The organism is Pantoea dispersa, from assembly GCF_019890955.1.
Taxonomy (GTDB): domain Bacteria; phylum Pseudomonadota; class Gammaproteobacteria; order Enterobacterales; family Enterobacteriaceae; genus Pantoea; species Pantoea dispersa.
Genome location: NZ_CP082346.1, coordinates 1229245 through 1255406, shown reverse-complemented (window position 1 = coordinate 1255406; position 26162 = coordinate 1229245). Strand labels below are relative to the sequence as shown.

Here is a 26162-nt window from a genome sequence, read left to right as displayed (position 1 = left end):
ACTTTTCCCGGTTAATCTGGCCTCATTGGAAAAGAGGAGGACTCTCCATGAAGAAGTTAATAAAAGTCGCTTCGGTGGTGGCGATGATGACCATGCTAAGCGGGTGTATTATCGAGCACGACCATGGACGCGGTCCCGGCTGGGGCTACGGGCACGGCGGCGGCTGGCATCACGGCCATGGCGGCTATCGTCACTGGTAATTGGGCAAAGCACACACAGCACATAATAAAAAATGAATAAAGAAAGGGCGGGAATCAATCCCGCCCTTATTTTTTAGCTTTTCACCGCGTAATTACATTGATACCAGACTTTCTTCAGGCCAGGCAAATTGCTGTCCTGCGCCGGAAGCGATTCGACTTTATCGAAGCCGCGCTGGTTACAGTAATTCGCCAGATCAAGTTCCAGCGCATCTTTATCCAGCTTCTGTGGATCGTAACGATACTGTACGGTATTTGAACGGGCATCTTCATCAACGCGCTCAAAACCCCCGGGTTTGCTGACACTACAACCGGCCAGCATAAAAAGCGCTAACGCGCTAATAAGCATTTTATTCATTAGGGTGTCCTCATCAGACGTTGCAGTGTAAAAGGCAACGCCACACGCCTCTATAGGAAAAAGACGCGAAATGTCCGATTAATGCAAAGCTTTCGCCAATCAAATCAATAAAACCAAACGGTTTTCCTTATCACACCAGCAGTGAGAAAATGACTTCAGACAACACGAAGTCTGCACCACACCAGGTGATACCCACAAAAAGACATACTGAAAGTGACCTTTATGCCCGTGCTGAGCGGGCTTTTTTTTCGCCCGTTATCCGGTAAGGCTGACCATCTTACGCAAAAGATTGGCCGCTTGTTTGTCCGGCAATGCGAGAATTCCGCTGTAAAGATCAATCGACATCGCGCACATCGTGCCGCGATCTACCGCCGTATCCGCCGGCATATTCAGCTGCTGCAGCTTATCGCCCCACTTGCCATACAGCTTTTCCACCACACGCTGCAGATCGCGCTGCGCCTGAGACTGATCCACCGCCAGCTCATCGCCGGTACTGTTTTGCAGCAGTGCCTCGAGCGCTTCACCATCGCGCTGATTAAGCTCCGGCGACAGCACCTGTTGCAGATTGACGCCACCGCTGACCTGCGGATAGAGGAAACGGAAGCAGCGCTGCGTATCCTGCTGCTGCAGCGCCTGCATCTCCTGCACCGAAACGCGGATATAGTTGATGATCGCCGCATCGCTGGCGCGCACCATGCGCTGATTCACCAAATCCATCAGCCAGCCGCGCATATCGCCCAGCGCCTGCTCCGCAGGTACGCCCTCTGCCAGCTTGTGCTGTAGCTCGCGATTGAGCAGTTGCCACAGCGCCGGCTCCTGCACTTTCAGCACGCGGTAACCCGGCGCGTCGCTCAGTTGGGTAGCCACTTGCGCCGCCAGCGCCTCGCGCTCCTGACGCGGATGCAGCCAGCTAAACCACAGCAGATTGGCCAGCAGCAAAGGCAGCAAAAACAGCAGGACACCCTGCCAGACGCGCAGCGCGGTAGTGCGCAGCAGTATCACGATGATGATCGCCAGCACCACAAAAGCGGCCAGCGTGAGCGGGAAAAGCGAGAACATGGAGCGACATTAATCCTTGCGAACGTCAATTAAAACCGGACAGCTGGCGCGTTCAATCACTGCTGCGCTTACCGAGCCTTTCAGCAGGCGGTTGAGCGGCGACAGGTGACGACGGCCCATTATAATCATACTGGCGTGCAACGCCTCAGACTGCGCCACAATGGTTTCCGCCGCTTCACCGGCCAGAATCAGCCCGCGTGCGTCAATGCCAGCGCGCAGCAGCGGTGCCAGCGCATGGCGTACCACCATTTCAGCCGTGTTTTGTTCATCCTGCGCCACGACAAAATCGTCCGGGTCTTCCCCGGCGTCGATCTCAATCGGCTGATTGCACGACGAATAAGCCGGATCGACACAGCACAGCACGGTGACCTGCGCCTGTTGCGCCAGCGCCTGTTCAATGGTCAGGGCGATCACTTTTTCCGCCACCGGTGAGTTATCAATGGCCATCAGCAAGGTTTTCATCAGTCGGTTATCCTTCCGCAGCAGTTATTTTGCCAATTTCGCGAATCAGCGCCTCTTTACACTTTATCAGCGCTGTCCGGTAATGCGCTTCCTGGCGGTGAAAACGTGCCGTCGGCACCAGCAGTGAGATCGAAAAGCGCCCGAACAGCGTATCAATCGCGACCGCCATGGTGGAAATGCCCTCCAGCGTTTCGCCGCGATCGATAGCCAGTCCGCTGGCGCGCACTTCGGCAATCAGCGTCAGCAACTGCGGCAGCGTTTTTACCGTCATTTCCGTCAGTTCCGCATAGGCTTCGCCGACCATTACCCGCACATCTTCGTCGCTCTCCAGCGCCAGCAGCGCCCGGCCACCGGACGTGCTGTAGAGCGGCAGATTCAGGCCGATGTGGGGCACCACGCGCAGCTCACGCGTCGCCACCACGTAATGGACAATCGCCAGCTGCGTCCCGCTGGCCCGCGCCAGCGACACCGTTTCATTGATTTCCGCCGAGAGTTGTTCGAGGAACGGCCGGACAATTTCCACCACGTCACTGTGCACGCTGGAGATCAGCTTCAGCAACGCCGGACCGAGGCGCAGCCCGCCTGCCCCGCCGCTGCGCACCAGCTGCGCGCTATCCAGCGCCGCCACGATGCGCTGCACCGTCGAGCGCGGCAGATCGACCACCTGCGCAATTTCACCCAGACTCATGCCGCCCGGATGCTCACCGAGCGCATTTAAAATTTTTGCCGCACGCGCAATGACCTGAATGCCACCCGCTTTTTCATCCTCACGGCTTGAGGGAGGTTCTACCATGATACGTTCCTTTTTGGCCTGCCCTACTTTAGCGCGAACGATCGCACTTTTACACCCTGTATCACATTGCAATACACCATATCGAAATGTAAGATGCGAGCTGTATCACATCGCAATACACTGCATCAACTAATAACGAGACACCTGCTATGAATGCCCAGCCCGTCGCGGCACCGGCACCGCATCCTTTTACCCTGCGCCTCGCGCTGGGGCTGGTGGGGGTGCTGATCGCCGCGCTGACCTCCGGATTAAACGATCGCGTTACCGACATCGCGCTGGCCGATATCCGTGCCGCAGTCGGCATTAGCTACGATGACGGCAGCTGGATTATCTCGGCCTATCAGGCAGCGGAAGTCGCCGCGATGATGATTGCACCGTGGTTCGCCGTCACCTTTTCGCTGCGCCGCTTCGCGCTGGCGGTGTCGGCCGGTTTCATGGTGTGCGGTGTTCTGCTGCCCTTTATGCCCACGGCCCCGCTGTTTATTGCGCTGCGCGTGGTGCAGGGACTGTTTGGCGGCGCCCTGCCGCCGCTGCTGATGACGGTGGCGCTGCGCTTTCTGCCACCGCCGATCAAACTTTATGGGCTGAGTGCTTACGCCCTCACCGCCACGTTTGGCCCGAATCTGGCGGCGTCGCTGGCGGCGTTCTGGACCGATGACGTCAGCTGGATGTTTGTGTTCTGGCAGGTGGTGCCGGCCATGCTGATCGCCATGCTGCTGATCGGCTGGGGTCTGCCGCAGGATCCGCTGCGCACTGAGCGATTTAAACAGATTGACCTGTTCGGCATGCTGAGCGGCTGCTCGGGCATGGCGCTGCTGATTCTGGCGCTGACGCAGGGTGAGCGTCTCGACTGGCTCAGCTCGCCGCTGTTTGTCGCCCTATTATTCAGCGCGCTGGCGTTGCTGATTGTGTTCTTTATCAATGAATGGTTTCACCCGCTGCCGCTGTTTAAGTTGCAGATGCTGCGTCGGCGTAATTTGTCGCACGGTTTGCTGGCGCTGGCGGGTGTACTGATTCTGGCGCTGTCCGGTTCGGCGCTGCCGTCGGCCTATTTTGGTCAGGTGGAGGGGTTTCGCACGCTACAGTTCGCGCCGCTGGCGTTGACCATCGGCCTGCCGCAGTTGCTGATTGCACCGCTGGTCGCCAGCCTGCTGAATATCCGCTGGATTGACTGCCGCTGGGTGCTGATCGCCGGTGTGCTGCTGCTGGCGACCGCCTGCCTGCTCGGCATGCAGATCACCACCGACTGGGCGCGGCAAAACTTCTGGCTGATGCAGATCTTGCAGGCGTTTGGTCAGCCGATGGTGATTCTGCCGGTGCTGATGAGCGCCACCAGTGTGGTCGCGCCGCCGGAAGGACCGTTCGCCTCCGCCATGTTCAATACCGTACGCGGCTTTGCCAGCATCGCCGCCAGCACGCTGGTGGAGTGGTTTATCAGCCATCGCGAGCAGTTTCACTCCAGCGTGCTGGTCGATCAGGCGGCCAGTCGCAGCTGGCTGATGACCGCAGCGGATAGCCAGCAGGCCAGCAGCAGCCTGCCGCTGTTGGCCGACGGCAGCGCCAGCAGCGCGGCCAATCTCAGCGGCTTCGCCACCCTGCTGAAGCATCAGGCCATGGTGCTGAGCCTGAGCGATGCGTATCTGATGCTGATCGCTTTCGCTGTCGGGCTGTTAGTGCTGACGCTGTGCCTGGCGAAACGCGTCTGGCCACCGCAAACCCTGATTCAACCTGTTACCAAAACTCCGGAATAACTGTTATGCACGCTTTTGCTATGAAACGAACAATCCTGCTGAGCGCCCTGCTGCTGATTTTGCTGGCGATGGCGTTCTGGCTGTGGTCAGCCATGACCGGTAACGACCATCGCACTGATGATGCCTGGGTGAATGCCGATTACACGCTGGTGGCTCCAAAGGTGTCCGGCTATATCGCCCACGTAAACGTGCAGGATAACCAGCGCGTGCGGGCTGGCGACGTGCTGGCGACGCTCGACGACCGCGACTATCGCGTGGCGCTGGAGACCGCGCGGGCCAATCTGCAGGTCAGCGACGCCAAACGGCTGAGCGCGCAGGCGCAGCTCGACCAGCAGCAGTCCACCATTGCCGAGGCCCGCGCCACGCTGGCCGCCAGTCAGGCATCGGCGCAGTATGCCGGGCAGAGCGCGGCGCGCTACAACCAGCTGTACAAGAGCGGCATCATAGCCGCTGACGATCAGCAGAAAGCCAGCTCAACCCAGCGTTCCGCCGCCGCCACGGTGCGCCAGAGCGCAGCAGCGCTGGCGGCGGCCGAACAGCAGGTGAAGGTGCTTGAGGCCGCGCTGCGTCAGGCGGAGGCTGATGTCGCGGCGGCGCAGGCCAGCGTCGATCAGGCCGGGCTGAATCTCTTACACGCGTATTATTGCGCCGGTGGATGGCATGGTGGGTCAGCGTTCGGTGCGCGTGGGAGCCTGGGTCAGCGCGGGTACGCGTCTGCTGGCCGTGGTGCCGCTGCAGCAGACATACATCACTGCCAATTATCTGGAGACGCAGCTGGCGGATGTACGCCCGGGCCAGAGAGTGGTAGTGAAGATTGATGCATTGCCCGGCAAGACCTTCACCGGTCACGTTGACAGTATCGCGCCCGCTACCGGCGCCACGTTTTCCGCGATTGCCCCCGATAACGCCACCGGCAACTACACTAAAGTGGTTCAGCGTTTGCCGGTGAAAATTGTGCTGGATCCGCATCAGAGCGATCTGGCGCAATTACGTGTCGGCATGTCGGCGATTCCGCAGATTGAGACCCGATGAAAATGTGAGCAACTTCTCAGAAGTGACCTATTTATTTTCGGATCGATTCCGCGTAAATTAGCGCTCGATCCTGTTTCGGGGCAGCCCGGAGCGACCTGAGTAGAAAGCGTGTAGCGATGATGAACTCCACCTTTCTCTTATTCTGTTCGGGTTACGCTGGTTTGGGATCGCCATCATTGTAACCGCTCAGAGGAGTTGTTTTGTGAAATACGCCTTGATGGGAATCTCTTTCTTCGTCTTACTTTGGGTCGGCACCTTCGTGCTGATGCTGTAAAGACGCCAGCCGGGGCGACCGCTCAGTCGCCCCGATTTGTAGTTACTCTGCTTCTTCCACCGCTTTTACCGTTCCCGGCAAAATACCGTCGGCGCGGAACATCGCTTTAATGCCACGCACCGCCTGACGAATACGATCGCTGTTTTCAATCAGGGCAAAACGCACGTGGGTATCGCCGTAGTCACCAAAGCCAATGCCCGGCGAGACGCACACTTTCGCCTCCTGCAGCAGCCGTTTGGCGAATTCAAGCGAGCCTAAATGCGCGTAATGGTCGGGGATTTTCGCCCAGACGTACATGGACGCTTTCGGCAGATCGACCATCCAGCCTGCCTCATGCAGCCCTTTCACCAGTACATCGCGCCGGCGTTTATACTGCTCGGCGATATCACGCACGCACTGCTGATCGCCCTCCAGTGCCGCAATCGCCGCCACCTGCAGCGGTGTGAAGGTGCCGTAGTCGTGATAGCTTTTGATGCGTGCCAGTGCCGCCACCAGCTCTTTGTTGCCGACCATAAAGCCGATGCGCCAGCCTGCCATGTTGTAGCTTTTTGACAGGGTAAAGAATTCCACCGCCACATCGCGCGCGCCCGGCACCTGCATGATTGACGGCGCTTTCCAGCCGTCATAGGTGATGTCGGCGTAGGCCAGATCGTGGATGACCAGCACGTTGTACTGTTTCGCCAGCGCGATGACGCGCTCGAAGAAGTCCAGCTCCACGCACTGCGATGTCGGGTTGGACGGAAAGCCGAGGATCATCATCTTCGGTTTCGGGTAACTTTCGCGGATGGCGCGTTCCAGCTCATTGAAGAAATCGACGCCCGCGACCAGCGGCACCGAGCGCACCTGCGCGCCGGCGATCACCGCACCGTAGATGTGAATCGGGTAGCTGGGATTGGGCACCAGCACGGTGTCGCCGTGATCGAGCGTCGCCAGCATCAGGTGCGCCAGGCCCTCTTTCGAGCCGATGGTAACGATGGCTTCGGATTCCGGATCGATATCCACCTGATAACGCTCGGCGTACCAGCGCGAAATGGCGCGGCGCAGGCGCGGAATCCCTTTGGAGGTAGAGTAGCCGTGCGTGTCTTCACGCTGTGCCACCTGACAGAGCTTTTCCACGATGTGCGGCGGTGTCGCGCCATCCGGGTTGCCCATGGAGAAATCGATGATGTCTTCGCCGCGCCGGCGCGCAGCCATCTTCAATTCAGCCGTGATGTTAAATACATAAGGGGGCAGACGTTCAATACGCGAGAAACGACGGGGTGTGCTGTTATCAGCCATGATGTCCTCTGGATTACGTTAGCGCCCGGACCGTCCGAGCGACGCTGGTCACTGCGGTGACCGAAACAAGAACATAACGCGCTGATAACAATATTGTCGAGGGGGGACGGCAAATTTTCTTAGCCTGCTTCGTTTAAGCGCCCAAACACCCAATCGTTTACCCACTGGCCGTTGAGCCGGTAATTATCGCGCAGCGTGCCTTCCAGCGCGAAACCGTTCTTTTCCAGAATGCGCCGCGACGGCCAGTTGCCCTCAATCACCAGCGCTTTGAGTTTGTGGAAGTCGGCCTGCAGCAGGAACGTGCACAACGCCTGCAACGCTTCGCTGCCGTAGCCCTGACCGGTACAGGCGTGGCGCAGCATGTAACCCACTTCGGCCTGACGATACGGATGCCACTCGGCGCTACAGCCAAACAGGCCAATCGCTTCACCGCTGTCGCGCAGGCGCGCCACCAGGCACAGCATGTGAAAACTGCTGGGTTGCCACGGTGCCAGCCGCTCGTTAAAGCGCTGGCGGATGTCGTTTTCATCGGGGATCTCGCTCACCCAGGTCATGGTCGCGGCGTCTTCATGTACCGCTTTGAAAATCTGCCAGTCTTCCGGCTGTAACCGGCTGAGGGACAAACGAGGGGTGAGTAATTGCATGGCCACGCTCCGCTGTTGTGCTTACGGCAACATAGCAAACCGCATCCGTGACAACCAGTGACCGCTGCACGCTTTCAGCAATCCTCTTTTTAGCACTCAGGATTTCCTCTTTTCAGTTTCATAGCGGATAATCTGCCTTGCTTCCCTTCAGGATCGGATGTGACGGGCGGATCTGGTCGCCATAAATGGCGCCCCTACGGTGTGTCAGCGGCCCATTTTACAGGGCTGGCATTGATGCGCACCGGCAGTGCGCACCTTAAAAATTGATCCAGGCTATGAGAAACGTCTGCAGCTTACCGGGACGCTGGCGGATCGCGATCACATTTTTTATCATGTCCGCAACCTTGCCTGCTCCGGAGAACACCGTGCCTTCCCATTTCGACATGCTGCTGGCGGTGTTTGACCGCGCCGCGCTGATGCTGATCTGCCTGTTCTTCCTGACCCGCACCCGCGTATTTCGTCAGCTACTGCAAAAAGATGAACATTCAATCGGCGAAAAAGCCGTGGTGACCGCCATCTTCTCGCTGTTTGCGCTGTTCAGCACCTGGTCCGGCATCAACGTAGACGGCTCACTGCTCAACGTCCGGGTGATTGCGGTGATGGCGGGCGGCATTCTGTTCGGGCCGTGGGTTGGCATTGCAACCGGCGTGATTGCCGGCGTGCACCGCTTCCTGATTGATATCGACGGCATCACCTCGGTGCCCTGTCTGATTACCAGCATCGTCGCCGGTATCGCCGCCGGCGCCATCAACCGCTTCGTCAGCAAAGAGCAGCGCTGGCGCGCCGGCATCCTCGGCGGCATGCTGTGTGAAAGCCTGACCATGCTGCTGATCGTGCTGTGGGCGAAACCGATGTCACTTGGTTTAACCATCGTGTCGGAAATTGCGCTGCCGATGATTCTCGGCGCGTCGAGCATTGGTTTGATTGTGCTGCTGGTGCAGAGCGTCGAAGGGGAAAAGGAGGCGATTGCCGCGCGTCAGGCCAAGCTGGCGCTGGAGATTGCCAACAAAACCCTGCCGCTGTTTCGTCAGGTTAATAGCGACTCGCTGCGCAAAGTGTGCGCCATCATTCGCAGCGACATCCATGCCGATGCGGTGGCGATCACTAACACCAAACAGATTCTGGCTTACGTCGGCTATGGCGAGCAGAACTACCACAACGGCGACGACGGCATCAGTCCGACCACCGCGCAGGCGATCGCCAGCGGTAAAATTATCATTAAGAATAATGATGAGGCACACCGCACCAAAGATATCCACTCGATGCTGGTGATTCCCCTTTGGGAAAAAGGGGAAGTGACCGGCACGCTGAAAATCTACTATCGCCGCGCCCATCGTATTACTGGTTCACTGAAAGAGATGGCGGTCGGTCTGTCGCAAATCATCTCGACGCAGCTGGAAGTCTCGCGTGCCGAGCAGTTACGCGAGATGGCCAATAAAGCGGAACTTCGCGCGCTGCAAAGCAAAATCAACCCGCACTTCCTGTTTAACGCGCTGAATGCCATCTCCTCATCGATTCGCCTGAATCCGGACACGGCGCGCCAGCTGGTGATTAATCTGTCGCGCTACCTGCGTTACAACCTGGAGCTCAATGACGATGAACCCATCGACATCAAAAAAGAGCTGTGGCAGGTGAAAGATTACATCGCCATTGAACAGGCGCGGTTTGGCGACAAGCTGTCGATGATTTACGACATCGATGAGGATCTGCACTTTTCGCTGCCCAGCCTGCTGATCCAGCCGCTGGTGGAGAATGCCATCGTGCACGGTATTCAGCCCTGTCGCGGCAAAGGCGTGGTCACGCTAAGCGTGAAAGATCTGGGCGATCGCGTGCGCGTGGCGGTGCGCGATACCGGTGCCGGCATCAGCGAAGAGGTGGTCAGCCGGGTAGCGCGCAACGAAATGCCGGGCAACAAAATTGGCCTGCTGAATGTGCATCACCGGGTGAAACTGCTGTCCGGCCACGGCTTAACCATCACCCGTCATCTGCCCGGTACGGAAATCGCCTTTACCCTCAGCAAAAGTGGTCAGCGGCTGTCCGGCCCGCTCACCCCGTTAGCGGAAACCTCAGCGTGAAAGCCATTATTGTCGAAGACGAATTCCTGGCGCAGCAGGAGCTAAGCTGGATGATCCAGCAGCATAGCCAGATCAGCATCGAAGCCTGCTTTGATGATGGGCTGGAAGTGCTTAAGTATCTGCAGACTCATCGGGTGGACGTGATTTTTCTCGATATCAACATCCCGTCGCTGGACGGCATGTTGCTGGCGCAGAACATCAACCAGTTTATCCATAAGCCGCTAATTGTGTTTATCACCGCGTGGAAAGAGCACGCGGTCGAGGCCTTCGAACTTCAGGCGTTTGACTACATCCTCAAGCCTTATCACGAGTCGCGCATCATCACCATGCTGAACAAGCTGGAGGCCAGTGCACAACAGCAGCAGGCGCAGCAGCACAATCCGGCAGCCAGCGCGCCGCAAACGGTGAATTTAGTTAAAGATGAGCGCATTATCGTGACCGATATTAACGATATCTATTACGTTGAAGCGCATGAGAAGCTGACGTTTGTCTACACGCGGCGCGAAGCCTATGTGATGTCGATGGCGATAAGCGAGTTTTGCAGCCGTTTGCCTGAGTCGATGTTCTTTCGCTGCCACCGTTCGTACTGCGTGAATCTGAGCAAGATTGGCGAGATCGAACCGTGGTTTAACAACACCTATCTGGTGAAGCTGCGCGATATGGATGCGCAGGTGCCGGTGAGTCGCAGCAAGGTAAAGGCGTTTCGCCAGCTGATGCATCTTTGAAGGCGAACGGCACGGGAAGCCGTTCGCCCGTCAGATTACAGCACGCGCCCCAGCGCCTGGCGCAGATGGGCACCGGCGCCAAGCAGGCCCGGCTGGTCGTGAGTAATCATGTAGACCGGGATATCAACGAGGTAATCGCGGAAGCGGCCTTTGTCTTCAAACGCCGCACGGAAACCGGACGCTTTAAAGAACTCGAGGAAGCGCGGCACGATGCCACCGGCAATGTAGACGCCGCCAAAGGTGCCAAGGTTCAGCGCCAGGTTGCCGCCAAACCGTCCCATGATGACGCAGAACAGCGTCAGCGCGCGGCGGCAGTCAATGCAGCTGTCCTGCAGTGCCCGCTCGGTGACATCTTTGGGCTTGAGGTTTTCCGGCTCGCGCTGATCGGATTTCACAATCGCGCGATACAGGTTAACCAGTCCGGAACCCGACAGCACGCGCTCGGCAGAAACGTGACCCAGTTCGGCGCGCAGCACTTCGAGAATCGCATCCTCTTCTTCACTGTTTGGCGCGAAGTCAACGTGACCGCCCTCACCCGGCAGGCTGACCCAGCGCTTATCAACGTGCACCAGATGGCTGACGCCGAGCCCGGTGCCAGCACCGTAAATGGCAATCGGTTTATCCTGCACCGGCGATTTGCCGCCGAACTGCAGGACGTCCTGCGCCGTCAGCATCGGAATCGCCATAGAAACCGCGGTGAAATCATTAATGATTTCCAGCGTAGTAAAGCCCAGACTTTCCTTCATCTGACGCGTTGAGAAGGCCCAGTCATGGTTGGTCATCTCCACCCAGTCGCCGGTGATCGGACAGGCGATGGCGATGCAGCCGTCGGTTATGTCCTGTTTTTGCTCATCCAGATAGTGACGGATAACTGCTTCAAGGTTGTCGTAGTCTGATGTTGAGAATGTTTTGGCCTGGGAGATGGCGCCGGTCTCCACCTCACACAAGGCGAGACGAGCGTTAGTGCCGCCCACATCGCCGACCAGGGCGTATTTTGTCATTCTTCTGCTGCTCCGCTTGGGTCATAAACAAGTGCAGGACACTATAAAAGCCTGCCAATAAAACAACAACGCTCACCTTGCACGATGAGCGTTGGTCATTCAGTGCGACGCACAGCCTGACTGTCGCCAGCCCAACTGTACAGAGGCAACTGTCCTAAACTTTGTGGCTATTGCGCTGGTGCAGCGCCGCCGTGACGGTGCGCAGCAGCGGCGGCAAGTCCTGTTTCTCCATCACCACTTCAATCAGTGACAGGCAACGCGCCTGACTGAGCAGCGCCATCACGGCGTCGAGCTGCGCCGTTTCACTGATACGCCAGCTCTGAGCCGCACAATTCAGGCTCATCGCCTGCGGCAGCGCGGTCCAGTTCCACTGCGCGATGTCGTTGTAGCGCTGTTCCGCTCCATGGATCGCGCGTTCGACAGTGTATCCCTCATTATTCAGCAGAAAAATGATCGGGCTTAAGCCGTCGCGCTGGATCGATCCCAGTTCCTGAATGGTCAGCTGCGCCGATCCATCGCCGATGATCAGAATGACGCGGCGGTCGGGCTGCGCCGTCTGGGCACCAAAGGTGGCGGGTAAAGTATAGCCAATGGAACCCCATAAAGGTTGTACCAGCAGCTGCGCATCATGCGGTAAACGCAGCGCGGCAGCACCAAACGCCGCCGTGCCCTGATCGGCAAGGATAATATCACCAGGCTGCAGGAAACGCTGCATCGCCTGCCAGAAAGCCTGCTGACTGATTACGGCGGCAGCAGCGGGCGGTGCATCGTCCGGCATGTCGGTCTCGCCCGTGGCCCAGTGTGCGCAGTGGCGCTGATAAACCGGCAGCAGCGCGGCCAGCGCCTGCGCCATGCTCAGCGGTGCGAAGGTTTCTCCGGCGACGCTGGCATGAAACGGCTGCAGATCAATCACCCGCTGCGCCGACAGCTGCTGGGTAAACCCGGCGGTCAGGGTGTCGGTAAAACGCACGCCGACGCACAGGGTGACATCGGTGTCTTCAATTGCCGCGCGCACGGTTTCGCGGCTGCCGCTGGCGGCGTAGGTGCCGACGAAGCCCGGTTGCTGCTCATCCAGCACGCCCTTGCCCATCAGTAGCGTGGCAGCCGGAATGGCGCGCAGCGCACGCAGCTCAGCCAGCGGTGCCTGCAGCTGCCAGCGGGCAGCGAGAAAATCGGCCAGCAGCGCCACGCGCTGCGCCGGTGCCAGCAGGCGCTCCGCCGCTGCGGCAAACGCCTGCGCCACGTCGCGGTTTTCAGCCGGTACCGGGCTGGCGCTGGCTGACGGCAGCGTTACCGTGGCGGCGGCGACATCCACCGCCAGCAGCAGATAGCCCGGACGGTGCAGCTGCAGCGCGCTGGCGATGACCCGATCAATTTCAGCCACGGCGTTGTCGGCGCTCAGCACTGCGCTGGCAGCACTGACTTCCTGGGCCATGCGCAGAAAATGGCCGAAATCGCCGTCGCCGAGCGAATGATGCACGCAGTCGCCCTGCTGCTGGGCGTGGCTGGCGGGAGCGCCGACGATGTGAATCACCGGCACATATTCGGCGTAGCTGCCGGCGATGCCGTTAATCGCACTGAGTTCACCGACGCCAAAGGTGGTCAGCAGCGCGGCCGCGCCGTTGCAGCGACCGTAACCATCGGCCGCATAGGCGGCATTGAGTTCATTAGCGCAGCCGACCCAGGTAATGCCGGGATGGTCAATGACGCTGTCGAGAAATTGCAGGTTGTAGTCGCCGGGTACGCCGAACAGATGGCGGATACCCGCCTGGTGCAAACGATGCAGTAAATAGTCGCCAACGTTAAGAGTGTTCATCGACCGCTCCTGTGAGGGGGAATGATCAGGAGTATTAGCGATGTGGCTGAACTGGCGAGATTTTCACCATCATCGCGCTGTCATGCATGGCAAGCATTCGTTACGACGACAGAAAATTCTGTAAGTTGCGATCTTTGCCGCGTTACGGCGCAGTGTAAACGCATACACTGCTATGCTGATGCCACTTTCTCCCACCTGAGACAGGAACGCTGCATGAGTACTTTTCCCCACGCCGAACGTTATCACCAGATGCAGTATCGCCGCAGCGGCCGCAGCGGCCTGAAGCTGCCGGCGATTTCGCTGGGTCTATGGCACAACTTTGGCGACAGCACGCGCGTCGACAACAGCCGCGCGCTGCTGCGTCACGCGTTCGATCGCGGTATAACCCATTTTGATCTGGCCAATAACTACGGGCCGCCGCCCGGTTCTGCGGAGAGCAACTTTGGCCGCATTCTGCGCGAAGATTTTCACGGCCTGCGCGACGAGCTGGTGATCTCCACCAAAGCGGGTTACACCATGTGGGACGGTCCGTACGGCGACTGGGGCTCACGCAAGTACCTGATTTCCAGCCTCGATCAAAGCCTGAAGCGCATGGGGCTGGAGTACGTGGATATCTTTTATCACCATCGCCCGGATCCGGAAACGCCGCTGGAAGAGACCATGCGCGCGCTCGATCAGGTGGTGCGTCAGGGTAAAGCGCTGTACGCGGCGATTTCGAACTACCCGGCGGATAAAGCCGCCGCCGCTATCGCCATGCTGCGCGATCTCGGCACCCCCTGCCTGATCCACCAGCCGCGCTATTCGATGTTCGAACGCACGCCGGAACAGGGTCTGCTGGACGTGCTGAGTGACAATGGCGTCGGCTGTATTGCTTTTTCACCACTGGCCGGTGGCGTGCTGACCGACCGCTATCTGCAGGGCATTCCGCAGGATTCGCGCATCGCCAGCGGCAGCAAATTCCTCAACGAAAACCAGCTAACGCCAGAGAAGATGGCGAAGGTACAGCAGCTGCAGGCGCTGGCGCAGCAGCGCGGTCAAAAGCTGGCGCAAATGGCGCTGCGCTGGGTGCTGCGCGACACGCGCGTCACGTCGGTGCTGATTGGCGCCAGTAAAACCGCGCAGATTGATGATGCCGTCGACATGCTGAGCCAGCCTGAATTAACCGCGGACGAGATTGCCGCCATTGAGCAAATTCTGGTGTAACCGTTTACCCGCCCGGACTTTTCCGGGCGCTGTCCTTAGCAGAAAACGCTGCGCAACCTTTCGCTGACACTTTTTCAGACTAAATCTCAAGGCGTGTCTGGTCCGATATGGCACACTAGCGCCACGGTAGCCTCGATGCTATCGATGAGGAGAAAGTATGAAACGTGCAATTTTGTTTGCCGCTTTGCTGGCAACGTTATCCCCTCTGGCGCTGCACACAGCTGAAGCCAGTAGCGCTACCATCAATCTGGCCCCTGGCGTCACGCTGCATCTCGGCGATCGCGATCGTCGCGGCTACTACTGGGACGGCGGTCGCTGGCGTGAACCGCGCTGGTGGCACGATCGCTATCAATACAACGATCATCGCTGGTGGCGTCACGAAGAGTGGAAACGCCACCGTGCCTGGGAACGTGAACGTGAGCACCGCTGGCACGAGCGCGAACGTCGCGAACACTGGCGTCACGATCACCGGCATGACCGCCACGACCATCATCACCATTAAAAAAAATCCCGGCGCAGACGCAGCCGGGATTTTTTTATTCAGTCATTTGCTTACCAGCCGAGCGCTTCGCCCACCAGCAAATAGATATTCAGCGCCACCACCAGCACCACAATCAGACGACCGGCATTTTGCATCAGACGTGAGTTCACTAGTTCATCGCCCATGATGTCACGGTTACCGGTGAACGACAGCAGCGGAATCAGCGCCAGCGCAATACCGAAGCTCAGCAGCACCTGGCTCATCACCAGAATGCGCGTCGGATCCCAGCCCGCCCAGATAACAATAAAGGACGGCAGCATGGTAATAGTACGACGGAACCACAGCGGAATGTGGAAGCGGATAAAGCCCTGCATCACCACCTGGCCGGCCAGCGTGCCCACCACGGTAGAAGAGAGACCAGCCGCTACCAGACTCAGCCCGAACACAATCGCCGCCGCGTGACCCAGCAGCGGCTGCAGCGTCAGATAGGCCTGGTCGAGATCGACAATGCTGGTGTGACCGCTAAAGTGAAACGCGGCCGCTGCGGTGGCCATCATCGCCAGGTTAACGAAACCGGCAATGGTCATGGCGATCGCCACGTCGAGCTTGGTGGAGGAGTAGCGCTCCGCCTTGCTGCCTTTATTACCGTACTGCGTCAGCGCCGAGTGCAGATAAATGACGTGCGGCATAATGGTCGCGCCCAGCACGCCAGCCGCGAGGAATACCGCGTCAGAAGTGGGCAGGCTCGGCAGCGCCATGCCCACCACCAGATCGCTGACGCGCGGCTGCGAGAAGAACAGTTCAACGATATAAGCGGCGGCGACAAACAGCAGCAGCCCGCCAATCACCAGCTCCAGCGGCTTCTGTCCACGGTTCTGCAGCATCAGAATCAGGAACGTGGCGATACCGGTTAACACCGCGCCCTGCAGCAGCGAGATGCCGAGCAGCAGCTTAAAGCCGAGCGCAGCCCCGATGAACTCCGCCAGATCGGTGGCCATGGCGATGATCTCCGCCTGTACCCAGTAGAACCACACCGCCGGGCGCGGGAAGCGATCGCGAATATGCTCGGCAAGGTTTTTACCGGTGGCAATGCCCAGCTTGGCGGACATCAGCTGGATCAGCATCGCCATGATGTTGGCCCACACCACCACCCACAGCAGTTTGTAGCCGTACGCGGCCCCCGCCTGGATGTTAGTGGCAAAGTTGCCGGGATCGATATAACCAATGGCCGCGATGAAGGCCGGTCCCAGCAGCGCGAGCTTGATCTTTCTGGCTCCGCGAGCGGCGCGCTCGGCGGTGCGACTTTCTGACATAGTTTTGACCCTGTCCTAACGCTTGTCTGACCCATCCAGCTTACGGGGCATTCAAGGCAAGTGAAATTTGGTTATAGTTATCGCATTGATAGATGGTGCTATAAAGTATAGCCATTGCTATACCACAAGGTAAAGTTAGCGCTTGCTAAAAATTATGCAACAGGTTTCACTCTACTCCCGGGTCAAATTATAGACAATCTCTTTGTGGATATTTCTTGTGATCGTTTTGTAAACAGGTTGTGAGCGGTGAGACTAATCTGAGAAATAAAGCGATACCGAATACTTATATTGTGGTTTTGATCTCGTTTTTAAGTAACGCGTTACATAGAATACGCAGCAAAATACAACCCTCCTCAAATTTGGAGCCGATATGTCCCATATTTTGCACTTCCTTTTAGCATTGGTGGTGGTAGCCGTGCTGGCGTTACTCGTCAGTCACGATCGTAAGAGTATCCGGATTCGCTATATCGTTCAGCTGCTGGTAATTGAAGTCCTGCTGGCGTGGTTCTTCCTTAACTCCGAAGCAGGCCTCGGTTTTGTTAAAGGTTTCGCCGGGCTGTTTGATCATCTGCTCAAATATGCAGCAGAGGGTACGAATTTCGTGTTCGGTAACATGAACGAGAAAGGGCTGGCCTTTTTCTTCCTCAATGTTTTGTGCCCTATCGTCTTCATCTCGGCCCTGATCGGTATTTTGCAGCATTTCCGCATCCTGCCGTGGGTGATTCGCGCTATCGGTACCGTGCTGTCGAAGATCAACGGCATGGGCAAACTGGAATCCTTTAACGCCGTCAGCTCTCTGATTCTGGGACAGTCAGAAAACTTTATCGCCTATAAGGATATCCTCGGCAAAATGTCACAGCGCCGCATGTACACCATGGCAGCCACCGCGATGTCGACAGTGTCGATGTCGATTGTGGGCGCCTATATGACGATGCTGCAGCCAAAGTACGTGGTGGCCGCGCTGGTGCTCAACATGTTCAGTACCTTTATCGTGCTGTCGCTGATTAACCCGTACCGCGTGGAAAGCGAAGAAGACCTGCAGCTGCAGGATCTGCATAAAGGTCAGAGCTTCTTTGAGATGCTGGGTGAATACATTCTGGCCGGTTTCAAGGTGGCGATTATCGTTGCGGCGATGCTGATTGGTTTTATCGCGCTGATCTCCGGCCTCAACGCGCTGTTTGATACCATCTTCGGCATCAGCTTCCAGGGCGTGCTGGGCTATGTGTTCTATCCGTTTGCCTGGGTAATGGGCGTGCCATCCAGCGAAGCGCTGCAGGTGGGCAGCATCATGGCGACCAAGCTGGTTTCTAACGAGTTCGTTGCAATGATGGACCTGCAGAAAATCGCCGGTCAGCTGTCGCCGCATGCGGAAGGCATTCTTTCGGTGTTCCTGGTCTCCTTCGCCAACTTCTCTTCCATCGGCATTGTCGCAGGCGCGATCAAAGGTCTGCATGAAGAGCAGGGTAACGTGGTATCACGTTTCGGCCTGAAACTGCTGTACGGCTCGACGCTGGTGAGCGTGCTCTCCGCCGCCATCGCTGGTCTGGTGCTGGGCTTCTGATCTACAGGGCGGGCTGCGGCTCGCCCTTCTCTTCTTTTATATACCTAAGCGTTATATCCCGCGCCAGTCAGCCTGCCGCCGCGTCACGCCCTGCTTCACCGTTTCCCGCAAACCCTTTGCACAATATCGAATTTCCGTTGTTGCCGTCTGCGCCCGTAGCTTTTCCTTCTGACCTCACCTCAGGAGAATCGCATGAGCATTCAGTTCCTTGGCATGATTGGCCACCGGCTTGCCTCAGAAATCATTCCCGCATCCGGCACGTTGTTCGATAAAGATTACATTGCCCGCTTTGCCCGCGCCCATGAAGCGGCCGGTTTCGACCGCATCCTTGTCGGCTACTGGTCCGATCAACCCGATGGCTTTCTGGTCACCGCTCACGCAGCGGCGCATACCCAGAAAATTAAATTCCTGCTGGCGCACCGTCCGGGGTTTGTCGCGCCCACGCTGGCGGCCCGCAAGCTGGCTTCGCTCGACCATCTCACCGACGGCCGCCTGGCCGTGCACATTATCAGCGGCGGCAGCGACAGCGAACAGCGCCGCGACGGTGATTTTCTCAGCAAGGCTGAACGCTATGCGCGCACCGACGAATTTCTTAGCGTGCTGAAACAGAGCCTTGAATCGCCGCAGCCTTACGATCATCAGGGCCGGTTTTACCAGGCTGAGCAGGCTTTCTCTGCCATCAAACCGCTGCAACATAAGCTGCCGATCTATTTCGGCGGATCGTCACCGGAGGCGATTGACGTGGCGGCGCGGCATGCCGATGTCTTCGCGCTGTGGGGCGAACCGTTAAAAGGCGCGGCCGAGACGGTACGTAATGTGCGTGCGGCGGCGGCCGCGCAGGGGCGCCAGATTGCGTTTAACATCTCCTTCCGGCCTATTCTGGGTAACACCGAAAAAGAAGCCTGGGAGCGCGCCGAACATATCCGCGCCACCGCAGAGAAGCAGCTGGCGGAGACCGGCTATACCTTTGGTTTGCCGAAGCCGCAGAGTGTCGGTGCGCAGCGTCTGCTGGCGGCGGCGCATGAGAGCGAACGCCACGACAAAGTGTTGTGGACCGGCGTGGCAAAACTGGTGCAGGGCGGCTACAACTCCACCGCGCTGGTCGGCACGCCGGATCAGGTTTCTGAGGCGCTGCTGGATTATTATCGCCTCGGCATTCATAGCGTGCTGATCCGCGGATTTGACCCGCTGAATGATGCGGTGGAATACGGCCGTGAACTGCTGCCGCTGACGCGTGAAAAAGTGGCTGCGCTCAGCGCAACTGAAAAAAGGAGCGCCTGATGCGTCTCGCCGCTCTGTTTGCCGGTGTTGCGCTGGCCCTCGCGTCACTCCAGCCGCTACTGGCGGCCGATAAAGTCACGCTGCGCCTTGGCGATGTTAAAGGCGATCGTTTTGCCGCCCTGAAAGCCTCGGGCGAACTGAACAATCTGCCTTACGATCTTAAGCTCACCGCCTTTGACTCCGGCGCGCCGGTGCAGGAAGCGCTCAATGCCGGGGCGCTCGACGTTGGCTTTACCGGTGATTTGCCGTTTCTGTTTGTCTATGCGGCAGGCGCGCCGGTGAAAGCCGTGGGTGCCTGGCAGAATAACCCGGACAGCATCGCCCTGCTGACCCGCCCCGACGCCGGCATTCACCGGCTGCAGGATTTGAAAGGTAAGCAGATCGCGGTCAACCGCGGCGGCTGGGGACACTATCTGCTGCTGGGCTTGCTGGAGCGCGCTGGCCTGACGCCGCAGGATGTCACGCTGCGCTTCCTCGGACCGGTGGATGGTCGCGCGGCGCTGACGTCCGGTGCGGTCGCGGCCTGGGCGCCGTGGGAGCCTTATATTGCCACCTCGACCGCCATCGACGGCACGGTGCGCGTGCCGGACGGCGGGGGTAAAGGCATTATGTCTGGTTACTCCTACGCGCTGGCCCGCAATGAAGCGTTGCAGGACGCCGGCAAGCGGGAAGCGATTGCTGATCTGCTGGCGCGACTGGCGAAGGCGCAAATCTGGGCGCAACACCATCCGCAGGAATTCGCCGGCGTGCTGAGCCAAACCCTGAATATGCCCCCCGCCATTACCCGCAGCTGGATTGACGATGCGCGCATCCGCCCGCTGGTGTTTGACACGCACCTGATTGCCACGCTGCAGAAATCCGCCGACTTTTTCCATCGTTATCAGGTGTTGCCAAAGCAGGTCGATGTCAGCCAGGCGTTTGACTTCAGTCTGTCAGCCGCCGCTAACCGCATCGCCCAGCACGCGCCGGGAGACAAATCATGAGTGATTATCAGCACCATCGCCTGCGCACCTTCGTCGCCCGGCTGGCCACTCTGCTCGACAGCCAGCCGGACGAAGCGACCCTTTTGCGGCAGGGCAGCGGCTGGCTGGCCGAACTGATTCGCCACGATGACTGGCTGGATGAGGCGTTTACCCAGCCCCATCCGCAGCACTATCAGCAATATCTGCTGTATGCCGATGCGCAGCAGCGCTTTTCCGTGGTGAGTTTTGTCTGGGGGCCGGGTCAGCAGACGCCGATTCACGATCACCGCGTCTGGGGCCTGATTGGCATGCTGCGCGGCGCCGAGATTTCACAATCGTGGCAGCCGGGCCCGCACGGTTTACAGGCAGAAGGTGCGCCGGTGCGGCTTGAACCCGGCAGCGTGGAGGCGGTGTCGCCGACAGTCGGTGATATCCATCGCGTCAGCAACGCCTATGACGATCGCGTCTCTGTCAGTATCCACGTGTATGGCGCGAATATCGGCGCGGTTGAGCGCGCGGTCTACACCGCCGACGGCCACGAAAAACGCTTTATTTCCGGCTACAGCAACCGTTATCTACCTAACATTTGGGACCTTTCACATGACTAAACCGGTTTTCCCGTTTCGCCAGGCGGCGGAACTGCTGACAGCGCTGCGTCAGCAACAGGAAGTGGCGATCATTGACGTGCGCGATGAGGCGCTGTTTGCCACCGGGCATCCGCTGTTTGCCGTCAACATTCCGCTGTCAAAGCTGGAGCTGGAGCTGCTGGACCGCATTCCCCAACGTCACACCGCCATTACGCTGTATGACAACGGCGAAGGCCTGGCGCAGACCGCCGCTGAACGTCTCGCCGCGCTGGGTTATCAGCAGGTCACGCTACTAACCGATGATTTAGCCGGCTGGCAGGCGGCTGGCGGCGAGCTGTTTATCGATGTTAATTCACCCAGCAAAGCGTTTGGCGAACTGGTGGAACATCATGCCCGCACGCCTTCGCTCTCCGCCGATGAGGTACAGGCGCTGATTAGCGATGATGCCGACGTGGTGGTGCTGGATGCGCGGCGCTTCGATGAATATCACACCATGAGCATTCCGGGCGCCACCAGCGTACCGGGCGGCGAACTGGTGCTGCGCGTGCGCGATATAGCCCCCTCACCGCGCACCACGGTGATTGTGAATTGCGCCGGACGCACGCGCAGCATTATTGGCACGCAGTCGCTGGTCAATGCCGGTATTCGTAATCCGGTATTCGCGCTGCGCAACGGCACCATTGGCTGGACGCTGGCCGGTCATACGCTGGAGCATGGGCAGAGCCGCCGCTATGGCAACGCCAGCGAAACCGCGCAACGTCAGGCCGCGAGCCAGGCCCGCGCTATTGCCGATCGTGCTGGCGTGACACGCATTCCTCTGGCGACGCTGACGCGCTGGCAGCAGGAAGCACGCACCACCTACCTGTTCGACGTGCGTGATGCCGAAGAGTACGCCGCCGGTCATCTGCCGGGCAGCCGCCACGTGGCGGGCGGCCAGCTGGTACAGGAGACCGATCATTACGCCAGCGTGCGCGGTGCGCGTATCGTGCTGGTGGATGATGACGGTGTCCGCGCCAATATGACCGGCTCCTGGCTGGCGCAGCTTGGCTGGCAGGTGGCGGTGCTTGACGCGTTGCAGGCCAGCGATTTCAGCGCTGTCGGTAGCTGGCAGCCGCAGGTCGCGCCGGTTGCTGCGCCGGAATCGATCTCACCCGCGCAGCTGGCCGAGTGGCTGGCGGCTGGCGACACGCAGGTGCTGGATTTCACCACGCTCGCCAATTACCGCAACAGCCATATTCCCGGTGCGGCCTGGCTGCTGCGTTCCACCCTGCAGCAGCAGGGCAAGGCACTACTGCCCGATGCTGGCCGCTATGTGCTGACCTGCGGCAGCAGTCTGCTGGCCAGCTATGCCGTGGAGCAAATTGCCACGCTGACCGGCAAACCGGTGCGGGTGCTGGCGGGAGGCAATGCAGCCTGGCGCGCCGCCGGTCTGCCCACCGAACAGGGCGAGCAGCGCCTGCTCTCGCCGCCCATCGATCGTTATCGCCGCCCGTACGAAGGCACCGATATTGAACCGGACGTGATGCAGGCCTATCTCGACTGGGAATATGGTCTGGTGGCGCAACTGGATCGCGACGGTACCCACGGTTTTCGCGTGCTGCAGCTGCAGCCACAGGCCGTGACGGTTTAACACGGAAAGGCGCTGCAGGTCAGCGCCATTGCGCGCAGCCAGTCGGCGAATGTAACGTCACACTGCGCAAACGGGCAGTATTATTATCGGGTTTTAAGTACGTTTGTTCTGAACGAACAGAGAATTGGTGGAGATAAGCGGGATCGAACCGCTGACCTCTTGCATGCCATGCAAGCGCTCTCCCAGCTGAGCTATACCCCCACATCTGGAATTCGTTTTTTCAGTGCAAACCGTTGGGAGCGGTTTGGTGGAGCTAAGCGGGATCGAACCGCTGACCTCTTGCATGCCATGCAAGCGCTCTCCCAGCTGAGCTATAGCCCCGTACCGAAAAAACCGCCGAGTTACCTCGACGGACGGCATAATATGAGACCGCTGTTTGAGTGTCAACGGCAAATTCTCGTTCTGCGTGCGATCGCTGAAAAAGGCGGCAACCCTGTGTCGCCGTGGCTTTTTTTTCAGCGCAGCGCGTACTCATCATCCCTGCCCTCAGCCGTTATCTCAACGCCGCCTCAACGGTGCGCCACGCCGAGGTTAACTTTAGGTTAAAGATGTTAGCGTCAGGCTTGTTTTCGTTAATGGTGCGTGTAAAACTTAGCGCGCTAATTAACCGGTTAGCCGTCCAGGGTATTCACTCGCTAACCGGCCAGCACGTCCTCCTTGTTTAATAAAAGAAAAGTGAACTATGTCGCTGCATACACCTAAAGAGATCGCGCAACTGGCGATTCAGGCCGGCGTGGCTAAAAGCCGTCTGCCGGTTTCCACCTTATTAATTCTTGGCTTTATGGCTGGCGCGTTTATCGCCACCGGCTTCCTGCTCGATCTGCACGTTATTAACCAGCTGCCTGCTGAATGGGGCTCGTTTGCCGGCTTCCTCGGTGCGGCGGTATTCCCGGTCGGACTGATTCTGACCGTGCTGGCGGGTGGCGAACTGCTGACCGGCAACATGATGACGCTGCCCATTGCCTGGTTCGCGCGCCGCATTAGCGGTTTCAGCGTGCTGCGTAACTGGTTTTGGGTCACCATCGCCAATTTTATTGGCAGCGTTGCGGTAGCATGGTTCTTCGGCCATCTGCTCGGCATGACCGAAGGCGACTATCTGAAGAAAACCGTGGCGATCGCCCATGCCAAAGTGAACGCCGATTTCATGCACGCGTTCATCTCCGGCATCGGCTGCAACTGGCTGGTGTGCCTGGCGGTATGGCTGGCCTTCGCCAGTAAAGATATGGTCGGCAAAATCTTCGGCATGTGGTTCCCGGTGATGGCCTTCGTGGCAATCGGTTTCCAGCACGTGGTGGCCAACATGTTTATCGTGCCTGCCGCAATTTTTGCCGGTCAGATGAGCTGGGCAGAATTTGCACCTAACGTGGTTGCGGTATTTTTAGGTAATGGTGTGGGCGGTGCGATCTTTGTCGGCCTCACCTATTTCCTCGCCTTCCGTCCGGCACAGGCGGCGGTCAGCGAAGCGCAGTAAACCGATTTTGCCTTTTGTCGCACAGCAAAAGGCATTTTCTGCCTTGATTACTTTTCCCCGTAACGTTTTGTTGTAATATGTAGAGCTAATGTATTTAACAGGGACAGCATCGTGAAAAAGGAATGGCTCACTCCCGAAGAGCTCGCGCTGGAAACGGGCTACAGTCGGCAGACGGTGAATAAATGGATCAAGCGTGAAAACTGGACGACCACGCCCAAGCCCGGTGTACAGGGCGGTAAGGCGCGATTAATCCACATTGATGAGCGTGTCAAAAGCTTCATTCAGTCCACCCGCCATGCAAACGAACCGGCGGCGAATTACGGCGTTCAGCAAAATACGTTACCTGCGTTATTAATAAATTCTGTCCAGCAAATGACGGCCACCGAACAGGAACAACTGGCGGCGCTGTTATTGCGGGAAGGGATCAGGGGCGTATTACAGCGGTTAGGAATCCAGGAAGAATAGAAAAGCCGGAAGCAGTGAGATGCTTCCGGCTTTTTTGTTGCCTGCCTTATCACAGCAGCCTGACAGGCCGATGTTCAGCTCAATCAGGCCTGTGCTTCACGCTCCGCGATGAACGCCAGCGCTTTTTCGATACGCGCCACGCTGCGGCTGCGGCCGATGGCTTCCACCGTCACGTCGAGTCCAGGCGACTGGCCGGCACCGGTTACGGCAACGCGCAGCGGCATACCGACTTTGCCCATGCCGAGCTCGAGTTCATCCGCAGCAGCCTGAATGGCGTGATGCACGTTTTCCGCATTCCAGTCGCTGTCGCTGATGGCCGCCAGCTTGTCGCGCACCACTTCCAGCGGCTGACGCGCCACCGGACGCAGATGCTTTTTCGCTGCGTCCGCATCAAACGCGTCAAACTCTTCATAGAAGTAGCGGCAGGACGCGGCGATTTCAACCAGCGTTTTGCAACGCTCACCCAGCAGCGTCACCAGCTTCGCCAGCTCCGGTCCGGTGCGGGTATCGATATTCTGCTGCTCGATGTGCCACTGCAGCTGGGTCGCGACATATTCCGGCGGCAGCGTATTAATGTAGTGGTGGTTGAGCCACTGCAGTTTCTCGGTGTTGAAGGCGCTGGCCGATTTGCTCACCGCATCGAGGGTGAACAGTTCAGTCATTTCCGCCACGCTGAAAATCTCCTGATCGCCGTGTGACCAGCCGAGGCGCACCAGATAATTAAGCAGCGCTTCCGGCAGGTAGCCGTCGTCGCGATACTGCATGACGCCCACCGCGCCGTGACGCTTGGACAGCTTTTTGCCGTCATCGCCGAGGATCATGGATACGTGCGCATAAGTTGGCACTTCCGCACCAATCGCTTTCAGGATGTTGATCTGACGCGGCGTGTTGTTGATATGGTCTTCACCACGAATAACGTGCGTGATGCCCATATCCCAGTCGTCGACCACCACACAGAAATTGTAGGTCGGTGAACCGTCGGTACGGCGGATGATCAGATCATCCAGTTCCTGGTTGCTGAATTCGATCGGACCACGAATCTGATCGTCAAAAATCACCGAACCGTCCTGCGGGTTGCGGAAGCGCACCACGCACGGTTCATCGGCAGCATGATGTTCATGGCTGTCGCGGCAGCGGCCGTCATAACGGGGCTTCTCGCCTTTTTCCATCTGCTCTTCACGCAGCGCGTCCAGACGCTCTTTCGAGCAATAGCATTTATAAGCAGTACCGGCTTCCAGCATTTCGTCGATAACGTCGTTATAACGGTCGAAGCGTTTGGTCTGGTAGTACGGGCCCTCATCCCAGTCGAGATTCAGCCAGTTCATCCCATCCATAATGGCTTCGATCGCTTCCGGCGTGGAGCGCTCCAGGTCGGTATCTTCGATACGCAGGACGAATTCGCCCTGGTTATGGCGAGCATAAAGCCATGAGTAAAGCGCAGTACGCGCACCACCGACGTGCAGGTAGCCCGTCGGGCTGGGTGCGAAGCGAGTTTTGATTTTCATTCAGCATTGCCTTAAATGCGCAGGTTTCGTTGTCTGGATGACAAAAAAACGGGTTAACGCGGAAAAACAGTGCGCATATTCTAGCAGGTGAGGCTGATTCCTCAATCACTGTCACGCTGGCGGCGCGGGCAGAAGTGCGTTTTTCTGCTAATAAAACCAGCACATTGGCTAAAAGCGCTGCATGATGTCTAAATTTAAAGCGAACGCACATTTATGTTTTAAAAAGCGTTGACTCACT

General features: G+C 58.3%; 24 protein-coding genes, 2 tRNA genes and 1 pseudogene. 15 read left to right on the top strand and 12 right to left on the bottom strand.

The window, feature by feature from the left end:
* Positions 1 to 47 precede the first annotated feature (47 nt).
* Positions 48 to 200, top strand: a complete 153-nt coding sequence (locus tag K7H94_RS05765; protein WP_193750253.1) for a hypothetical protein — start codon at positions 48 to 50, stop codon at positions 198 to 200.
* A 73-nt stretch (positions 201 to 273) separates the two neighbouring features.
* On the opposite strand, the gene K7H94_RS05760 is transcribed toward K7H94_RS05765, so the two are convergent.
* The 4 genes from K7H94_RS05760 to K7H94_RS05745 all read right to left on the bottom strand — a co-directional run bounded on the left by K7H94_RS05760 (position 274) and on the right by K7H94_RS05745 (position 2869).
* A complete protein-coding gene (locus K7H94_RS05760) occupies positions 274 to 555 on the bottom strand; it encodes a membrane lipoprotein lipid attachment site-containing protein (protein ID WP_021509105.1) in 282 nt (93 codons plus the stop codon).
* Positions 556 to 810: 255 nt separating this feature from the next.
* On the bottom strand, positions 811 to 1614 hold the full coding sequence (locus tag K7H94_RS05755; RefSeq protein ID WP_058758372.1) for a hypothetical protein: 804 nt from the start codon (positions 1612 to 1614) through the stop codon (positions 811 to 813).
* A gap of 9 nt (positions 1615 to 1623) precedes the next feature.
* On the bottom strand, positions 1624 to 2076 hold the full coding sequence (locus K7H94_RS05750) for a universal stress protein (RefSeq protein WP_058758371.1): 453 nt from the start codon (positions 2074 to 2076) through the stop codon (positions 1624 to 1626).
* Positions 2077 to 2083: 7 nt separating this feature from the next.
* Positions 2084 to 2869, bottom strand: a complete 786-nt coding sequence (locus K7H94_RS05745) for an IclR family transcriptional regulator (protein WP_021509102.1) — start codon at positions 2867 to 2869, stop codon at positions 2084 to 2086.
* A 149-nt stretch (positions 2870 to 3018) separates the two neighbouring features.
* Between K7H94_RS05745 and K7H94_RS05740 the strand changes: the two genes are divergently transcribed.
* The 3 genes and pseudogenes from K7H94_RS05740 (at position 3019) to ypdK (ending at position 5926) form a co-directional block, all read left to right on the top strand.
* Positions 3019 to 4620 carry an MFS transporter gene (locus K7H94_RS05740; RefSeq protein ID WP_222951775.1) on the top strand — a complete coding sequence of 534 codons (1602 nt, stop codon included), beginning with the start codon at positions 3019 to 3021 and terminating at the stop codon, positions 4618 to 4620.
* A 5-nt stretch (positions 4621 to 4625) separates the two neighbouring features.
* Positions 4626 to 5652 (top strand): annotated as a pseudogene (locus K7H94_RS05735) (HlyD family secretion protein).
* A gap of 202 nt (positions 5653 to 5854) precedes the next feature.
* Positions 5855 to 5926 (top strand): membrane protein YpdK, encoded by a 72-nt coding sequence (gene ypdK, locus K7H94_RS05730; RefSeq protein WP_006120362.1) that lies wholly within the window; start codon positions 5855 to 5857, stop codon positions 5924 to 5926.
* A gap of 42 nt (positions 5927 to 5968) precedes the next feature.
* Here ypdK and alaC read toward each other — a convergent pair whose 3' ends face one another.
* Complete coding sequence (alaC, locus tag K7H94_RS05725) at positions 5969 to 7204, bottom strand: alanine transaminase (RefSeq protein ID WP_059012156.1); 1236 nt, start codon at positions 7202 to 7204, stop codon at positions 5969 to 5971.
* Positions 7205 to 7323: 119 nt separating this feature from the next.
* Entirely contained in the window at positions 7324 to 7848 is a 525-nt protein-coding gene (locus K7H94_RS05720) for a GNAT family N-acetyltransferase (protein ID WP_031280018.1), read from the bottom strand.
* 383 nt (positions 7849 to 8231) lie between these two features.
* Between K7H94_RS05720 and K7H94_RS05715 the strand changes: the two genes are divergently transcribed.
* Positions 8232 to 9923 (top strand): sensor histidine kinase, encoded by a 1692-nt coding sequence (locus K7H94_RS05715; RefSeq protein ID WP_276523021.1) that lies wholly within the window; start codon positions 8232 to 8234, stop codon positions 9921 to 9923.
* Complete coding sequence (locus K7H94_RS05710) at positions 9920 to 10648, top strand: LytR/AlgR family response regulator transcription factor (RefSeq protein ID WP_021508252.1); 729 nt, start codon at positions 9920 to 9922, stop codon at positions 10646 to 10648. Before K7H94_RS05715 ends, K7H94_RS05710 begins: the two co-directional genes overlap by 4 nt.
* Positions 10649 to 10683: 35 nt before the next feature.
* On the opposite strand, the gene glk is transcribed toward K7H94_RS05710, so the two are convergent.
* Positions 10684 to 11649: a glucokinase gene (gene glk / locus K7H94_RS05705; protein ID WP_058781785.1), complete on the bottom strand. Its 966-nt coding sequence runs from the start codon at positions 11647 to 11649 to the stop codon at positions 10684 to 10686.
* Between the two features lie 154 nt (positions 11650 to 11803).
* Positions 11804 to 13465, bottom strand: coding sequence for an alpha-keto acid decarboxylase family protein (locus K7H94_RS05700; protein ID WP_222951773.1), 1662 nt, complete (start codon positions 13463 to 13465; stop codon positions 11804 to 11806).
* A 213-nt stretch (positions 13466 to 13678) separates the two neighbouring features.
* Here K7H94_RS05700 and mgrA point away from each other — a divergent pair, with 213 nt between their 5' ends.
* Both mgrA and K7H94_RS05690 read left to right on the top strand, forming a co-directional pair.
* Entirely contained in the window at positions 13679 to 14668 is a 990-nt protein-coding gene (gene mgrA, locus K7H94_RS05695; RefSeq protein WP_222951772.1) for an L-glyceraldehyde 3-phosphate reductase, read from the top strand.
* Between the two features lie 157 nt (positions 14669 to 14825).
* Positions 14826 to 15170, top strand: a complete 345-nt coding sequence (locus K7H94_RS05690; protein WP_222951771.1) for a DUF2502 domain-containing protein — start codon at positions 14826 to 14828, stop codon at positions 15168 to 15170.
* Positions 15171 to 15220: 50 nt separating this feature from the next.
* On the opposite strand, the gene K7H94_RS05685 is transcribed toward K7H94_RS05690, so the two are convergent.
* Positions 15221 to 16462, bottom strand: a complete 1242-nt coding sequence (locus tag K7H94_RS05685) for an Nramp family divalent metal transporter (protein WP_021508247.1) — start codon at positions 16460 to 16462, stop codon at positions 15221 to 15223.
* 370 nt (positions 16463 to 16832) lie between these two features.
* On the opposite strand from K7H94_RS05685, the gene K7H94_RS05680 reads away from it, so the two are divergent.
* The 5 genes from K7H94_RS05680 to K7H94_RS05660 all read left to right on the top strand — a co-directional run bounded on the left by K7H94_RS05680 (position 16833) and on the right by K7H94_RS05660 (position 22483).
* Positions 16833 to 18023, top strand: a complete 1191-nt coding sequence (locus K7H94_RS05680; protein ID WP_141496629.1) for a NupC/NupG family nucleoside CNT transporter — start codon at positions 16833 to 16835, stop codon at positions 18021 to 18023.
* 192 nt (positions 18024 to 18215) lie between these two features.
* Positions 18216 to 19304 (top strand): LLM class flavin-dependent oxidoreductase, encoded by a 1089-nt coding sequence (locus K7H94_RS05675; protein WP_021508245.1) that lies wholly within the window; start codon positions 18216 to 18218, stop codon positions 19302 to 19304.
* Positions 19304 to 20287 (top strand): ABC transporter substrate-binding protein, encoded by a 984-nt coding sequence (locus K7H94_RS05670; protein WP_021508244.1) that lies wholly within the window; start codon positions 19304 to 19306, stop codon positions 20285 to 20287. The genes K7H94_RS05675 and K7H94_RS05670 overlap by 1 nt, the downstream gene beginning before the upstream one ends.
* Entirely contained in the window at positions 20284 to 20874 is a 591-nt protein-coding gene (locus K7H94_RS05665; RefSeq protein ID WP_021508243.1) for a cysteine dioxygenase family protein, read from the top strand. The genes K7H94_RS05670 and K7H94_RS05665 overlap by 4 nt, the downstream gene beginning before the upstream one ends.
* Positions 20867 to 22483: a rhodanese homology domain-containing protein gene (locus tag K7H94_RS05660; protein WP_222951770.1), complete on the top strand. Its 1617-nt coding sequence runs from the start codon at positions 20867 to 20869 to the stop codon at positions 22481 to 22483. The genes K7H94_RS05665 and K7H94_RS05660 overlap by 8 nt, the downstream gene beginning before the upstream one ends.
* Positions 22484 to 22608: 125 nt before the next feature.
* On the opposite strand, the gene K7H94_RS05655 is transcribed toward K7H94_RS05660, so the two are convergent.
* Positions 22609 to 22684: transfer RNA gene (locus K7H94_RS05655), tRNA-Ala, on the bottom strand.
* A 44-nt stretch (positions 22685 to 22728) separates the two neighbouring features.
* Positions 22729 to 22804 (bottom strand) — tRNA-Ala (locus tag K7H94_RS05650).
* Between the two features lie 361 nt (positions 22805 to 23165).
* On the opposite strand from K7H94_RS05650, the gene K7H94_RS05645 reads away from it, so the two are divergent.
* Positions 23166 to 23954 (top strand): formate/nitrite transporter family protein, encoded by a 789-nt coding sequence (locus K7H94_RS05645; RefSeq protein ID WP_021508241.1) that lies wholly within the window; start codon positions 23166 to 23168, stop codon positions 23952 to 23954.
* A gap of 111 nt (positions 23955 to 24065) precedes the next feature.
* Entirely contained in the window at positions 24066 to 24419 is a 354-nt protein-coding gene (locus K7H94_RS05640; protein WP_222951769.1) for a YfeC-like transcriptional regulator, read from the top strand.
* Between the two features lie 83 nt (positions 24420 to 24502).
* Here the strand turns inward: K7H94_RS05640 and gltX are convergent, their stop codons facing one another.
* Positions 24503 to 25924, bottom strand: a complete 1422-nt coding sequence (gltX, locus tag K7H94_RS05635) for a glutamate--tRNA ligase (protein WP_058776541.1) — start codon at positions 25922 to 25924, stop codon at positions 24503 to 24505.
* Positions 25925 to 26162: the final 238 nt, after the last annotated feature.

What these genes read in the sequence shown, in the direction of transcription:
- K7H94_RS05765 (WP_193750253.1), top strand. Translation starts at nt 48, where the DNA reads ATGAAGAAGTTAATAAAAGTCGCTTCGGTGGTGGCGATGATGACCATG.
- K7H94_RS05760 (WP_021509105.1), bottom strand. Translation starts at nt 555, where the DNA reads ATGAATAAAATGCTTATTAGCGCGTTAGCGCTTTTTATGCTGGCCGGT.
- K7H94_RS05755 (WP_058758372.1), bottom strand. Translation starts at nt 1,614, where the DNA reads ATGTTCTCGCTTTTCCCGCTCACGCTGGCCGCTTTTGTGGTGCTGGCG.
- K7H94_RS05750 (WP_058758371.1), bottom strand. Translation starts at nt 2,076, where the DNA reads ATGAAAACCTTGCTGATGGCCATTGATAACTCACCGGTGGCGGAAAAA.
- K7H94_RS05745 (WP_021509102.1), bottom strand. Translation starts at nt 2,869, where the DNA reads ATGGTAGAACCTCCCTCAAGCCGTGAGGATGAAAAAGCGGGTGGCATT.
- K7H94_RS05740 (WP_222951775.1), top strand. Translation starts at nt 3,019, where the DNA reads ATGAATGCCCAGCCCGTCGCGGCACCGGCACCGCATCCTTTTACCCTG.
- alaC (WP_059012156.1), bottom strand. Translation starts at nt 7,204, where the DNA reads ATGGCTGATAACAGCACACCCCGTCGTTTCTCGCGTATTGAACGTCTG.
- K7H94_RS05720 (WP_031280018.1), bottom strand. Translation starts at nt 7,848, where the DNA reads ATGCAATTACTCACCCCTCGTTTGTCCCTCAGCCGGTTACAGCCGGAA.
- K7H94_RS05715 (WP_276523021.1), top strand. Translation starts at nt 8,232, where the DNA reads ATGCTGCTGGCGGTGTTTGACCGCGCCGCGCTGATGCTGATCTGCCTG.
- glk (WP_058781785.1), bottom strand. Translation starts at nt 11,649, where the DNA reads ATGACAAAATACGCCCTGGTCGGCGATGTGGGCGGCACTAACGCTCGT.
- K7H94_RS05700 (WP_222951773.1), bottom strand. Translation starts at nt 13,465, where the DNA reads ATGAACACTCTTAACGTTGGCGACTATTTACTGCATCGTTTGCACCAG.
- mgrA (WP_222951772.1), top strand. Translation starts at nt 13,679, where the DNA reads ATGAGTACTTTTCCCCACGCCGAACGTTATCACCAGATGCAGTATCGC.
- K7H94_RS05690 (WP_222951771.1), top strand. Translation starts at nt 14,826, where the DNA reads ATGAAACGTGCAATTTTGTTTGCCGCTTTGCTGGCAACGTTATCCCCT.
- K7H94_RS05685 (WP_021508247.1), bottom strand. Translation starts at nt 16,462, where the DNA reads ATGTCAGAAAGTCGCACCGCCGAGCGCGCCGCTCGCGGAGCCAGAAAG.
- K7H94_RS05680 (WP_141496629.1), top strand. Translation starts at nt 16,833, where the DNA reads ATGTCCCATATTTTGCACTTCCTTTTAGCATTGGTGGTGGTAGCCGTG.
- K7H94_RS05675 (WP_021508245.1), top strand. Translation starts at nt 18,216, where the DNA reads ATGAGCATTCAGTTCCTTGGCATGATTGGCCACCGGCTTGCCTCAGAA.
- K7H94_RS05670 (WP_021508244.1), top strand. Translation starts at nt 19,304, where the DNA reads ATGCGTCTCGCCGCTCTGTTTGCCGGTGTTGCGCTGGCCCTCGCGTCA.
- K7H94_RS05665 (WP_021508243.1), top strand. Translation starts at nt 20,284, where the DNA reads ATGAGTGATTATCAGCACCATCGCCTGCGCACCTTCGTCGCCCGGCTG.
- K7H94_RS05660 (WP_222951770.1), top strand. Translation starts at nt 20,867, where the DNA reads ATGACTAAACCGGTTTTCCCGTTTCGCCAGGCGGCGGAACTGCTGACA.
- K7H94_RS05645 (WP_021508241.1), top strand. Translation starts at nt 23,166, where the DNA reads ATGTCGCTGCATACACCTAAAGAGATCGCGCAACTGGCGATTCAGGCC.
- gltX (WP_058776541.1), bottom strand. Translation starts at nt 25,924, where the DNA reads ATGAAAATCAAAACTCGCTTCGCACCCAGCCCGACGGGCTACCTGCAC.